This window comes from Streptococcus sp. SCPM-O-B-23252 (M501), assembly GCF_058200355.1.
The window spans coordinates 167665-181198 of record NZ_JBYQGS010000003.1 but is presented as its reverse complement, the minus strand read 5'-3'; the positions used below and the strand labels follow the sequence as shown (position 1 = coordinate 181198).

Here is a 13534-nt window from a genome sequence, read left to right as displayed (position 1 = left end):
TGCTGAAAATAAGCAACGAAACAGAATGAAATGGACTGATGTTCAAATAGAATCTTAACCAATAGAGATTCGGCTAGCAGGCCTTATATGCAGCTCATTTGTGATGAGTCAGAGGGAACAGCGCATGTTGTTCTAAGTGAGGTGGCACCGTGTCTCAGACGCCCTCGCATAGTTTTTGCTATGCGTGGGCTTTTATTTTGTACTTCAGGGAGGAAGAAAAATGACCAAGCCGATTATTTTAACTGGAGACCGCCCGACAGGGAAACTCCATATTGGACACTATGTCGGTTCATTGAAGAATCGAGTTCTTATGCAAAATGAAGACAAGTATCAAATGTTTGTCTTTTTAGCTGACCAACAAGCCCTAACGGATCATGCTAAAGACCCACAAACTATTGTGGAATCCATCGGAAACGTTGCTCTAGACTATTTAGCAGCTGGATTAGATCCAAATAAATCAACCATTTTTATTCAGAGTCAGATCCCTGAGCTAGCGGAATTGACCATGTATTACATGAATTTGGTCTCTGTTTCACGTTTGGAACGAAACCCAACCGTTAAGACAGAAATTGCCCAAAAAGGATTCGGAGAGTCTATTCCATCAGGTTTCTTGGTTTATCCTGTTTCCCAAGCTGCAGATATTACCGCTTTTAAAGCCAATCTCGTGCCTGTTGGAACTGACCAAAAGCCCATGATTGAGCAAACTCGTGAAATTGTTCGTTCCTTTAATCATGCGTATCATTGCGATGTCTTGGTTGAACCGGAAGGAATTTTCCCAGAAAATGAGGCCGCGGGTCGTTTGCCTGGCTTGGATGGGAATGCTAAGATGTCTAAATCTCTTGGAAATGGTATCTATTTAGCGGATGATATGGACACCTTGAAGAAAAAGGTCATGAGTATGTACACAGATCCTGAGCATATTCGTGTAGAAGATCCAGGAAAAATCGAAGGAAATATGGTTTTCCATTATTTGGATGTGTTTGGAAAAGAAGAAGATCAAGCGACCATTCAAGAAATGAAAGACCATTACCAACGGGGTGGTTTAGGAGATGTTAAAACCAAACGCTATTTGTTAGAAATTCTTGAGAGAGAGTTGGGACCTATTCGCGAACGACGGATTGAATTTGCTAAAGATATGGGACAAGTTTATGATATGCTTCAAAAAGGTAGTGAAGTAGCGCGTTCGGTTGCAGCAGAAACCCTTGATCAAGTCAAATCTGCTATGGGCTTAAACTATTTCAAGTAATCTCTTGATATTGAGATGATTCAATAAAAAAATGATTCAAAAGAGGTTCCAACACCTCTTTTTGAAATATTGTACAAATGATTGACAAATTATCTTAGAATGGTATGATATTATCAATCAAAAAAGACGAGCTTGGCTCAAAAAGAAAGAAAAGAGGAAAATGGGAATGTCAAATTGGGACACTAAATTTTTGAAAAAAGGTTATACCTTCGATGATGTATTGCTCATTCCAGCTGAAAGTCATGTATTACCAAACGATGCAGATCTTCGTACAAAATTGGCGGATAACCTTGTGTTGAATATCCCAATCATCACAGCTGCGATGGATACAGTTACTGAAAGCCAAATGGCTATTGCCATTGCCCGTGCTGGAGGACTTGGGGTTATTCATAAAAATATGTCCATTGCCCAACAAGCAGATGAAGTTCGTAAAGTAAAACGCTCTGAAAACGGCGTTATTATTGACCCATTTTTCTTAACACCTGAACATACCATTGCTGAGGCAGACGAACTTATGGGACGTTACCGGATCAGTGGTGTACCTGTGGTTGAAACCTTGGAAAATCGTAAACTAGTAGGGATCTTGACCAACCGTGACCTACGCTTTATTTCTGATTATGATCAACCAATTTCCAACCATATGACCAGCGAGAATCTTGTGACTGCACCAGTTGGTACAGATTTAGAAACAGCTGAACGGATTCTTCAAGAACACCGTATTGAAAAATTACCATTGGTGGATGAAAATGGTCGTTTGTCAGGTTTGATTACCATTAAGGATATTGAAAAAGTTATTGAGTTTCCAAATGCAGCGAAAGACGAATTTGGTCGTCTTTTAGTAGCAGGTGCTGTCGGAGTTACATCTGACACTTTTGAGCGTGCGGAAGCATTGTTTGAAGCTGGTGCGGATGCTATTGTTATCGATACAGCCCATGGTCATTCTGCAGGTGTTCTTCGTAAAATCGCTGAAATTCGCGCTCATTTCCCAGATCGCACCTTGATTGCAGGTAATATTGCTACAGCTGAGGGAGCGCGTGCTCTCTATGATGCAGGTGTTGACGTAGTTAAGGTAGGGATTGGACCTGGTTCAATCTGTACAACTCGTGTGATTGCTGGTGTCGGAGTTCCTCAAGTTACAGCGATTTATGACGCAGCCGCTGTTGCGCGTGAATATGGAAAAACCATTATCGCGGACGGAGGGATCAAGTATTCTGGAGATATTGTAAAAGCTCTTGCTGCTGGTGGTCATGCAGTCATGCTTGGATCTATGTTTGCAGGAACAGATGAAGCACCAGGTGAAACTGAAATCTTCCAAGGACGTAAGTTCAAGACTTATCGTGGTATGGGATCTATTGCAGCAATGAAGAAAGGTTCAAGCGACCGCTACTTCCAAGGTTCTGTTAATGAAGCCAACAAATTGGTTCCGGAAGGAATCGAAGGTCGGGTTGCTTATAAGGGTTCAGCAGCCGATATCGTCTTCCAAATGATTGGTGGTATCCGTTCTGGTATGGGCTATGTTGGAGCTGCCAACCTTCAAGAATTGCACGAAAATGCACAATTTGTTGAAATGTCTGGGGCAGGTTTGAAAGAAAGCCACCCACACGATGTCCAAATTACTAATGAAGCACCAAACTACTCTGTTCAATAAAAAATAAAAGTGTGAAATCATAAGATTTCACACTTTTATTATGTCAAAAAGTTGTCAATCAAAATTGACAACCTTGTTAATTATTCGTCAACTTGACCTGAGTGAATATTAAAAATTTTTAAGTCTTCAGGCAAGTCTTTTAGGTGATCTAAGGTAGTAGTTGTAATAAATGTTTGGATGTCACGAGAGATAACTTCTAGTAAATGTAGTTGACGATTGTTGTCAAGTTCACTCATAACATCGTCTAAGAGTAAAATCGGCTTTTCATTCGTCAGTGATTCAATTAATGAAATCTCTGCTAATTTTAAGGAAAGAACAACACTGCGGTGCTGCCCTTGGCTACCAAAAGTCGCATTCATATCATTGATGTAAAAGCTAATGTCATCTCGGTGAGGACCAACACTGGTTGTTTTTTTGATGAGATCTTTTGTCCGATTTTCTCGAAGCAAGGTGATAAAGGTTTGGCGAAGTGTCTGTTCATCTTGAAAAGGAATGGAGGAATCATACCGAATAGATAGTTTTTCAGTTTGATTGGAAATTTCAAAATGTTTCTCTTGCCCAAAGTCTTCTAATTTTTTAAGAAAATCTTTCCGATGGATGCAGACCCGGCTACCATAATCTGCTAATTGCTCATCCAAAACATCTAAAAAGGTTGGGTCTACAGTAGTTGCCGTTTTTAAGTAACTGTTTCGCTGCTTTAAAACATGATGATAGGCTGTTAAATCTGATAGATAGACGGGTTTCATCTGGCCTAAATCAATATCAATAAACTTGCGGCGAAGAGCGGGTGAGCCTTTAACTAGTTGTAAATCCTCTGGAGCAAAGAGAACCACATTCATGTTACCGATATAGGTTGATAACTTGCTTTGTTTTAAGTGGTTCACTTTAGTGACTCGTCCTTTTGAGGATAAGGAAATTTCTAAAGGGATTGAGCCGGTTTTTTTTTCTAAGATCCCTGAAACAGTAAATTGTTCCTCTTGAAAATGAATTAAATCTTTATCGGAACGGGTCCGATGGCTGCGGGTCAAGGCTAAAAAGTAGATGGATTCGAGGAGATTGGTTTTTCCTTGAGCATTTTGGCCTAAGAAAATATTCAAACCAGAGTGGAATTGAAGATCTACTTCTTTATAATTTCGAAATTTCTGAATGTGTATGGATTTAAGCCACATATTATGTTCCTGGGAAACGAACAGGCTTCCGCTTGTTCTCTTCTTTTTTAGGTTTAGAATCTTTTTTTTGTTTTTGTTCTTTGTTTAATTTCTTCACTAATTGAGCAACGCGTTCTTTTTCCAGCTTGTCCGCTTGATAGTCTTCAATCTCTTCTGGACTAGGTTCTGTCAGTGTTATGACTTCCTTCTCACCAATTACTTCGATTGTATCTCCGACTCGTAACTTACGTCCTCTTCTGGTTTCCACTTCTCCATTGACCTCTACTTGATTTTCAAGTAAAAAGGCTTTGATAGCTCCACCGCTTTGGATGATTCCCAGTTCTTTAAATAGGGCTTGTAGTGTGATAAATTCATCAAAAAGTTTATAGTTCATAGTTCACCTCAATGATAGTTATTATACCACAAAAGGATGAAAAACCTAAAATAGGGCGAGTCAGTGTAAACGTTTTTTAATCTGTCTGGGAAAGATTTTACTGGGATTTCATGATATAATGAAGAGTAATATTTGTTAGAACGAGGATGACGATGGAATTAGTTACTGGTGTTCGAATCCATTTTATGAAATCAGAAAAATTTAAGACCAATGAGATAAAAGTGCGGTTCTCGGCCCCTCTTTCTGAAGAAACAATAGCAGGACGAGTTCTAGCCTCACGCATGATCGAAACAGCCAATCAACTTTACCCAACTTCACAGCAATTTAGAGAGCAATTGGCGAACTTGTATGGAGCAAATTTTTCTACTTCTGTTTCAAAACGCGGTCAAATGCACTACATTGATATTAATTTATCTTATGTCCGTGATGCTTTTTTGAGCAAGAAAAATGTCTTGACAGATCAGATGTTGGATTTATTAAAGGTATCTCTGAATGCTCCTCTTGCAGAAAATGGGTGCTTTCATTCAGAAACTTTTTCAGTAGAGAAAAAGAATCTTGTTACAGAACTAGAAGCAGAAATTGAAAATCATTTTTATTATGCCCACCAACAATTGAATCGTTTGTTTTATGATCAAGCTGATATGAAACTAAGCAAGTATGGAAGTGTCCAGCAGATTCAGTATGAGGATGAAGGGTCAGCTTATCAAGCATTTCAAGAAATGCTTCAAACAAATCTGATTGACTTTTTCTTTATGGGTGATTTCAATGAACTAGCGGTCATTGAAAAGATTAGTGAATTTGGTTTACAACCTCGTAAATCTCATGTCAACCTTTTTTATGCCCAATCTTTTTCAAATGTTGTCAGAGAAGGACTTGAGCAAAGAGAAACTCATCAATCTATTTTAGAGTTAGGTTATCATTTTCCTGTTCAGTATGGAGAAAAAGAGCATTTTGCTTTGATTGTTCTAAATGGTTTACTGGGGGCTTTCTCTCACTCAAAATTGTTTACAGTCATTCGAGAAAAAGAAGGATTGGCTTATACGATCTCTAGCCATTTTGATATTTTTTCTCATTTTATGCGGATCTATGCAGGGATTGATCGGAAAAATAGAACCCGGACCATGACTCTGATGAGCCGTCAAGTGAGTGACTTGAAGAGAGGGAAGTTTACAAGTGAAGAGTTGCGCTTGACAAAAGAAATGATTATAAATGCTGCAAAATTGTCGCAGGATCGACCTGGCACCTTAATTGAAAGATCTTATTTACAATCTACTTTAGGAAAACAGTTCTTGTCAATTGATGATTGGATCCAAGCCATTCAACTGGTGACGAAAGAAGAAATTATGGCTGTTGCAAAATCGCTCAAATTACAAGCGGTCTATTTTATGGAAGGAAGAGAATGATAAAGAAAGATTTGGAGAAAATAGATTATCCAGCTGTTGGAGAATGTGTTTATCAGACAAGTCTCCAAAATGGATTGAAGTTATATTTAATTCCAAAGGCGGATTTTAATGAAAGCTATGCAATCATTTCTACTAAATTCGGTTCTATTGACACAAGATTTACAGTGGATGGAGTAGAGGGAATAAAAGAATTTCCAGCAGGGATTGCACATTTTCTTGAACATAAATTATTTGAAGATCAAGACGGTCAAGATTATTTACAGCATTTTGTAAAGCTGGGAGCTGAAAGTAATGCCTTTACTAGCTTTACACAAACTAGCTATCTCTTTTCGACCACCTCGAATATCAATGAAAATCTGAGATTGTTACTGGAGATGACACAATCTCTTCATCTCTCAAAGGATTCTCTAAAGAAGGAACAATTGATTATTCAACAAGAAATCGAAATGTACCAAGATAGTCCTGACTACCAATTATTCTTTAGGGCGTTGGCAAATCTTTATCCAGATACACCCTTGGCCCAAGATATTGCAGGTACTGTATCTTCTCTCGCTCAAATTGATGAAGAAAGTTTACAGGAAAATTTCGATTATTTTTACCAACCATCCAATATGCATCTAGTGGTTGTCGGAAATTTTGATCTTGACAGTCTTGTTAACCTTGTTTCTGAATTTGAGATGAAGATTTCTTCAAGTCCTCTTCCTCATATCTCACCCGTGGACTTAAATCCAGTTGTTCAAAATGAGACAAGTCGGATGGAAGTTGCTTCACCGAAATTAGCAATTGGAATTCGTGGAAGAAATCAGATTCCTCCTCTTTACCAGTATCGCTATAAGATTATCCTCAAATTATTGTTTGCAATGATGTTTGGATGGACATCTAAACGATTTCAGTCACTTTATGAAGTTGGTAAACTTGACAACTCCTTGACACTAGAAATTGAAGTAGAGTCTTCGTTTCACTTTGTGATGTTAACGATGGACACTTCAGAACCTGTTAGTATATCCCATCAGTTCAGAACGGCCATTAAGAATTTTGAGAAAGATCCTGATGTGACTCAAGAGCATTTGGATACGATTAAAAGTGAAATGTTTGGAGATTTTCTACACGGTTTGAATTCCTTGGATTATATTGCGACTCAATTTAATCCAATTGAGACAGGTGAAAATCTATTTGATCTTCCAAAAATTTTACAGAGTATTTCTTTACAAGATGTTGTAAAGGTTGGGCGAGATTTTGTCAACGCTTGTGATATGACGGACTTTATCATTTTCCCTAAATAACGGGAAAAAAGTGGAATGATGTTTTTGTCGAATTAAAACGACGTCTATTTTGTCAAATAGATGTAAATGATCATGTAAACTAGTAAGGAGACTAGAATGAAAAAAGAAAATATCCCAAATGCCTTAACACTGATTCGAATTGTGTTTATTCCTATTTTTATTTTGATGCTAATATTTGGTAAAGGTTATGGTTGGCATGTAGCAGCAGCTATTGTCTTTGCAGTTGCTAGTATCACCGATTATTTGGACGGTTATTTAGCTCGTAAATGGAAAGTTGTTAGTAACTTTGGGAAATTTGCGGATCCCATGGCTGATAAGCTTCTTGTCATGTCTGCCTTTATCATGATGATTGAATTAAAGATGGTTCCAGCCTGGATTACAGCAGTTATTATTTGCCGTGAATTAGCCGTAACTGGCCTCCGTCTGTTATTGGTTGAAACAGGAGGAGTTGTTTTGCCAGCAGCTATGCCTGGAAAAATTAAAACCTTCTCACAAATGTTTGCCATTATTTTCCTTCTCTTCCATTGGGATTTATTGGGTCAAATTACGCTTTATGTTGCGCTAATCTTTACAGTCTACTCTGGATATGAATACTTTAAAGGCAGTGCCTACCTCTTTAAAGATACCTTTAGATAAATGAATAATATTATAGAAGTTCGAAATCTTACATTTAAATACCAAAAAACAGACGAGAACCATCAGTTAAATGATACATCGTTTCACGTGAAACATGGTGAATGGTTATCCATTATTGGACATAACGGAAGTGGTAAATCAACAGTGGTCCGCTTGATTGATGGCTTGTTGGAACCGGAATCTGGTCAAATCTATATTTCCGGAGATTTGTTAACTCCTGAAAATGTTTGGGATAAACGTAGTGAGATTGGCATGGTTTTCCAGAATCCAGATAACCAGTTTGTTGGAGCTACAGTTGAAGATGATGTGGCGTTTGGGTTGGAGAACCAAGGAATTCCAAGAGATGAAATGGTGCAACGAGTAGACGAAGCTTTGAAGATGGTCCGCATGGATGAGTTCAAAGATCGAGAACCCGCTAGATTATCCGGTGGACAAAAGCAACGAGTGGCCATTGCTGGAATTATTGCTTTACGACCTAAAATCATCATTTTAGATGAAGCAACCAGTATGTTGGATCCTGAAGGGCGTCTAGAACTAATTCGTACGGTTCGAGAAGTCAAAGAACGATATGGGTTAACCGTTATTTCTATTACCCATGATTTAGAGGAAGTTTCCCTAAGTGATCGGGTTATTCTCTTTGAAAAAGGAAAAGCGACCTTGGATCTGACTCCAAGAGAACTCTTTTCTCGAGATGATCTAGATGAAATTGGATTAGAAGAACCTTTCGCTAATCGATTGCGTAGCATGTTACATCAAAAAGGTTTTCCAGTTGGAGAAACCTATCAGACTGAAGGAGAGCTAGAGAAACTATTATGGGAATTGCTTTAAAACAGCTTAGTTATACCTATCAAGAAGGTACTCCTTTTGAAGGAGCGGCTCTTTTTGATGTGAATATAGAAATCCCAAGCGGTTCTTATACAGCTCTAATTGGGCATACTGGAAGTGGAAAATCAACCATCCTCCAATTATTAAATGGTTTGCTTTTGCCCAGTCGAGGGGAAGTGCAAATGAATGATATGCGCATTAGTTCTGAGTCTTCTCAAAAAGAGCTAAAGGATCTTCGGAAAAAAGTGGGTCTCGTCTTTCAATTTCCAGAAAGTCAACTATTTGCTGAGACTGTTGTAAAAGATGTCGCATTTGGGCCTCAAAATTTTGGAGTAGACCAAGAATCAGCTGAGAGCATTGCTAAGGAAAAATTACGCTTAGTCGGTCTTTCTGAAGAGTTGTTTGAACGGAGTCCCTTTGAATTGTCTGGAGGGCAAATGAGACGGGTCGCTATTGCAGGCATTTTAGCGATGGAACCTGAAATTTTGGTCTTGGACGAGCCGACAGCTGGTTTGGATCCGTCAGGTAGACGGGAATTAATGAAGCTATTTGCGTCACTTCATCAAGCTGGGATGACCATCGTTCTTGTGAGTCATTCTATGGAAGATGTGGCAGAATACGCAAATCTTGTTTATGTTTTGGAAAAAGGACGAATTGTGAGGTCTGGGCATCCAAGGGATGTATTTCAGGATGTAGAAGGATTAGAAAACATACAATTAGGTGTACCGAAAGTGACGAAATTTGCTTGGCGCTTACGTCAAAAAGGACTATCTTTGCCAACTTTACCAATCACTTTACAAGAGTTTAAGGAGTTAATTGGACATGAATAGTATGATTTTAGGACGATATGTACCAGGTAATTCCATTCTCCATCGTATGGATCCAAGGGCAAAGTTACTAGGACTTTTCTTGTTAATTGTTATTTTGTTTTGGGCCAATAATGTGTTGACGAATGCCCTGTTGTTTTTATTGGCCTTTGCGTTGATTTTGAGTGCCAAGATCCCCTTCCGTTTTTTTATTAATGGCCTGAAATCGATGGTCTTTATCATTGCTTTCACCACACTCTTTCAGTTGTTTGCGACGACTGGCGGTAAGACCTTATTTCAATTTTATTTTTTGACTGTAACGGATAAAGGATTTGCTCAAGCGGGTGTGATCTTTTGTCGTTTTATTCTCATTGTTGTATTTTCAACGATTTTAACACTGACAACAACGCCCTTAAGCTTAGCAGATGCCGTAGAAAAGATGTTAACTCCATTTAAAATCATCAAAGTTCCTGCTCATGAAATTGGACTCATGTTGTCTATGAGCCTTCGTTTTGTCCCCACTCTAATGGATGATACGATTCGCATTATGAATGCACAGAGAGCTAGAGGGGTTGATTTTGGAGAAGGGAATCTCCTTCAGAAGATCCGCTCTTTTATACCGATTTTAATTCCCTTGTTTGCATCAAGTTTTAAACGTGCAGATGCTCTTGCAATTGCCATGGAGGCAAGAGGTTATAAAAGTGGAGAGGGAAGAAGCCGTTATAGGCAGTTAAAATGGCAATTTTTAGATAGTGTAGCTATTCTGTCTGTAGTAGCAGTTGGTGCTATCATTTTTTGGTTGAAATATTAGAATACCACCACTACATATAGGGGAATTTTTCTAAAAAAATGAAGAAAAACGCTATTTATAGCGTTTTTTGCATGAAAAATACATGATTTTGTAACCTTTGTAACATAAATTATAACTAACTGTAACATTTAATGTGTAAGATAGTATTATGTTCGAAAGGAGAATGTATTGATGAACACAAAAAAAGTCCAATGGACATTAACTTCTATTATCTCAGCTCTTTCACTTTTTGTTTCTGGTGTGGTAGTGAATGCTGAAACATATGAAGTAAAATATGGTGATACTTTATCAGAAATTGCGATTAAGAATAACACTACTATCGAAAAACTTGTTGAATTGAATCAAATCAGCAACCAAGATTTGATCCATGCAGGTCAAATTATTGAGTTGGGTGAACGTTCAAAATCATTGATTAATAAAGTAAATACTGCCACAGTAAGTCAAGAACCAGCAGCCGAAGCTTCTACAAATCAAGTAGTAGCAGAAACAACAACTACTGCCACTTATAATGTAGCACCTGTTGTTACGAATTCTGGAAATGGTATTGTACTTGCAAATGGGAATACTGCTGGAGAAGTTGGATCCTATGCAGCGGCTCGTATGGCTGAAATGACAGGAGTTCCTGCATCAACTTGGGAAGCCATTATTGCACGTGAATCAAATGGTCAAGTGAACGCAGCAAATCCATCTGGAGCTAGTGGTCTTTTCCAAACAATGCCAGGTTGGGGTTCAACTGCTACAGTTGATGATCAAATCCAAGCAGCTTATAATGCCTATTCAAACCAAGGGCTTTCAGCTTGGGGATACTAAAAAAGAGGTTAAACCCTCTTTTTATTTTGTTTCTTATCTTGACAAGTATTGGAAAGAGCTGTAAAGAAAATGACTTTGTTAGTCAACCTTAGTGAACCATGGATGATCTTACCCATACGTGATTTTATACATAAAAGAGGTTTACAAATTTGTAAACCTCTTTTATTAACTTAAATGAGTTAGTAAAGCTAGGGGGGAATCTACGATGGTATCGGGAGTTTCATCTTTTAATTGCTCTAGAGGTGCAAATCCCCAACTGACTGCAATTGTGTGAATACCAATGGTTTTTCCCCCAATAATATCAAATTTAGTATCCCCAACGATGCAAGCTTCCTCTTTTGGAATTTGATGGTCCACCAGTACACGCTGAATGATATCAGCTTTGTGCATAGATCCTGGGATAGAACCATAAATCTCTTCAAAGCAATCACTAATTCCTAGTGAATGGGCTATTTCGAGACTCACTTCCTGATTCTTAGAGGTGGTGATGAATAAGTGATAACCCAATTCCTTCAATTGCTGAAGGAGTTCTTTGATACCTGGGTAGAGATAGGTTTGTTGTTGGCCGATTTCTTTGTAATAGGTGCGATAGATTTCTACAGCTTTTGCGACCAGTTCTTTTGGGACATGTTTAGTAAACGTAACCTCGAGTGGAGGACCCATAAAGGTTCGAATAGTTTCTTTATCAGGTGCAGGAACTCCCAGCACCTTAAAAGTGTGTAGAAAGGTGGTCTCAATACCTTGGGAACTATCGACTAAAGTCCCATCCAAGTCGAAAAATATGTACTTCATAGATTAGTCTCCAAATATTTCTTGCTGTAGGTGTTTCCCAGTTGGAGTCGCTGCCAGACCACCTTCGGCCGTTTCTCTAAAGGCAGTTGGTAGGCTTGATCCGACCTGGTACATAGCATCGATGACTTCATCAACAGGGATTTTGGATTCAATTCCTGCCAGAGCCATATCTGCTGCAATATAGGCATAGCTTGCACCCATAGCATTTCGTTTGACACAAGGAACCTCTACCAGTCCTGCAACGGGATCACAAATTAAGCCTAGCATATTTTTAATGACGAAACAAATGGCTTGACTAGCTTGGTAGGGACTTCCTCCCGCTGCTAGAGTTAAAGCTGCTGCGCTCATAGCAGAGGCTGACCCAACCTCAGCTTGACAGCCTCCCTCGGCTCCTGAAATCGATGCATTGTTGGCAATAACCAGACCAAAGGCTCCTGCCGCCAATAAGAACTCTAATTGTTGGTGTTCATCTAACTGTAGTTTCTCGATGGCTGAAGTAAGAACAGCGGGTAAGCAACCGGCTGATCCAGCAGTGGGAGTAGCACAGACTAAGCCCATTTTTGCATTGTGTTCGTTGACAGCAATAGCATTTTTGGCTGCGGTTAGGACAGTATAGTCGGAGAGGGCTTTTCCAGATCGAATATAGCGATCCAATTTTGCAGCATCTCCTCCGGTCAAGCCACTTCTAGAAAGTTGGTCATTGAGTCCAAGATGAACGGATTCTTTCATGACCTCAAGGTTTCGTGTCATAAGAGTCAGAACTTCTTCGCGCTCGCGACCAGTTAGTTCAAACTCAGTTGCAATCATTAATTCTGCGACATTTCCTTCATAGTGGAGGGTCGCTTGCTCAACTAGTTCGGTAATGGAATAAAACATGGGGTCTCCTTATTGAAAGAAATTCACATTGTGTAAATGGGGAATTTGACGGATTAACTCAATAGCTTCGTCACAATTACGAGAATCCACTTCAATAATCATAATAGCCTTTTCACCGGCTTTTTCGCGGGTTACGTTCATTTGGGCGATATTGATATCATAGCGGGAAAGGGCTTCTGTCACATGGGCAATCATACCAGGAACGTCTTGGTGAACGATAATAATTGTTGGGGTGTTCATGTTTAGAGAAATTGCAAAGCCATTTAACTCGGTAACTTGTATGTTTCCCCCACCAATGGAAATTCCTGTGACGGAGATGGTTTTGTGTTCATTTTTCACCGTGATGGTCGTCGTATTTGGATGAGGCGCATTGCTCTCTTTTTGAATAGACCAGACGATTCGAATTCCTCTTTCATGAGCAATTTCAAGACTATTGGGGATTCTTGGATCATCTGTGTCCATCCCCAAAATACCAGCTACAAGGGCCAAGTCTGTCCCGTGGCCGCGATAGGTTTTGGCAAAGGAATTAAACAACTGAAATTCAACTTCTGTAGGATCCTCTCCAAAAATAGAAGAGACAATTTTTCCAATACGAACAGCTCCAGCAGTGTGGCTACTAGAAGGTCCAATCATAACCGGTCCAATAATATCAAATACGGATTGGAATTTAAGCGAATTCATCAGTCAGCTCCTTAGGGTTTCTTTTCTTTCATTATAACAAATCTAGGGCATGTTTTCTTCTATTTAAGAGGGAAATTTTGTTTTAAACTTAAAAGATACTTAAAACTAGTTTATTTGAGGTGTTTTTTATTCTTGCTAACATATTATTGAAACATTTGACGTGATTTCATAAATT

14 protein-coding genes and 1 other annotated feature (1 of these 15 cut by a window edge) are annotated in these 13534 nt (G+C 38.9%); of the genes, 9 read left to right on the top strand and 5 right to left on the bottom strand.

The features are described 5' to 3' along the window. Nucleotides 1-169, top strand: a binding site (T-box leader); it begins 57 nt to the left of the window's first position. A 51-nt stretch (nt 170-220) separates the two neighbouring features. Both trpS and guaB read left to right on the top strand, forming a co-directional pair. Continuing rightward, nucleotides 221-1246 (top strand): tryptophan--tRNA ligase, encoded by a 1026-nt coding sequence (trpS, locus tag AC3E6G_RS08190; RefSeq protein WP_125335159.1) that lies wholly within the window; start codon nt 221-223, stop codon nt 1244-1246. Between the two features lie 166 nt (nt 1247-1412). Next, a complete protein-coding gene (gene guaB / locus AC3E6G_RS08185; protein WP_048691005.1) occupies nt 1413-2894 on the top strand; it encodes an IMP dehydrogenase in 1482 nt (493 codons plus the stop codon). Nucleotides 2895-2974: 80 nt separating this feature from the next. On the opposite strand, the gene recF is transcribed toward guaB, so the two are convergent. Next, entirely contained in the window at nt 2975-4063 is a 1089-nt protein-coding gene (gene recF, locus AC3E6G_RS08180) for a DNA replication/repair protein RecF (RefSeq protein ID WP_125335157.1), read from the bottom strand. A 1-nt stretch (nt 4064) separates the two neighbouring features. Beyond that, nucleotides 4065-4436 carry a S4 domain-containing protein YaaA gene (gene yaaA, locus AC3E6G_RS08175; RefSeq protein WP_125335155.1) on the bottom strand — a complete coding sequence of 124 codons (372 nt, stop codon included), beginning with the start codon at nt 4434-4436 and terminating at the stop codon, nt 4065-4067. Between the two features lie 152 nt (nt 4437-4588). On the opposite strand from yaaA, the gene yfmF reads away from it, so the two are divergent. From yfmF to AC3E6G_RS08140, 7 genes are all read left to right on the top strand, one after another. Continuing rightward, nucleotides 4589-5839: an EF-P 5-aminopentanol modification-associated protein YfmF gene (gene yfmF / locus AC3E6G_RS08170; RefSeq protein WP_125335153.1), complete on the top strand. Its 1251-nt coding sequence runs from the start codon at nt 4589-4591 to the stop codon at nt 5837-5839. Further along, nucleotides 5836-7122 carry an EF-P 5-aminopentanol modification-associated protein YfmH gene (gene yfmH / locus AC3E6G_RS08165; RefSeq protein WP_125335151.1) on the top strand — a complete coding sequence of 429 codons (1287 nt, stop codon included), beginning with the start codon at nt 5836-5838 and terminating at the stop codon, nt 7120-7122. Before yfmF ends, yfmH begins: the two co-directional genes overlap by 4 nt. Nucleotides 7123-7218: 96 nt before the next feature. Next, a complete protein-coding gene (gene pgsA / locus AC3E6G_RS08160) occupies nt 7219-7758 on the top strand; it encodes a CDP-diacylglycerol--glycerol-3-phosphate 3-phosphatidyltransferase (protein ID WP_006595343.1) in 540 nt (179 codons plus the stop codon). Next, nucleotides 7759-8586: an energy-coupling factor ABC transporter ATP-binding protein gene (locus tag AC3E6G_RS08155; protein ID WP_048690997.1), complete on the top strand. Its 828-nt coding sequence runs from the start codon at nt 7759-7761 to the stop codon at nt 8584-8586. It abuts the gene before it with no gap. After that, nucleotides 8571-9413, top strand: a complete 843-nt coding sequence (locus tag AC3E6G_RS08150) for an energy-coupling factor ABC transporter ATP-binding protein (protein ID WP_006595345.1) — start codon at nt 8571-8573, stop codon at nt 9411-9413. The genes AC3E6G_RS08155 and AC3E6G_RS08150 overlap by 16 nt, the downstream gene beginning before the upstream one ends. Beyond that, complete coding sequence (locus AC3E6G_RS08145) at nt 9406-10200, top strand: energy-coupling factor transporter transmembrane component T family protein (RefSeq protein ID WP_490700806.1); 795 nt, start codon at nt 9406-9408, stop codon at nt 10198-10200. Before AC3E6G_RS08150 ends, AC3E6G_RS08145 begins: the two co-directional genes overlap by 8 nt. Nucleotides 10201-10371: 171 nt before the next feature. Next, a complete protein-coding gene (locus AC3E6G_RS08140) occupies nt 10372-11010 on the top strand; it encodes a LysM peptidoglycan-binding domain-containing protein (protein WP_048690992.1) in 639 nt (212 codons plus the stop codon). Between the two features lie 165 nt (nt 11011-11175). Here AC3E6G_RS08140 and AC3E6G_RS08135 read toward each other — a convergent pair whose 3' ends face one another. From AC3E6G_RS08135 to sdaAB, 3 genes are read right to left on the bottom strand one after another with little or no spacing between them, the layout of a single operon-like run. Then, on the bottom strand, nt 11176-11802 hold the full coding sequence (locus tag AC3E6G_RS08135; RefSeq protein WP_048690990.1) for an HAD hydrolase-like protein: 627 nt from the start codon (nt 11800-11802) through the stop codon (nt 11176-11178). Between the two features lie 3 nt (nt 11803-11805). Next, nucleotides 11806-12678, bottom strand: a complete 873-nt coding sequence (gene sdaAA, locus AC3E6G_RS08130) for an L-serine ammonia-lyase, iron-sulfur-dependent, subunit alpha (RefSeq protein ID WP_048690988.1) — start codon at nt 12676-12678, stop codon at nt 11806-11808. A gap of 9 nt (nt 12679-12687) precedes the next feature. Continuing rightward, entirely contained in the window at nt 12688-13359 is a 672-nt protein-coding gene (gene sdaAB, locus AC3E6G_RS08125; RefSeq protein WP_023024775.1) for an L-serine ammonia-lyase, iron-sulfur-dependent subunit beta, read from the bottom strand. Nucleotides 13360-13534 lie beyond the last annotated feature (175 nt).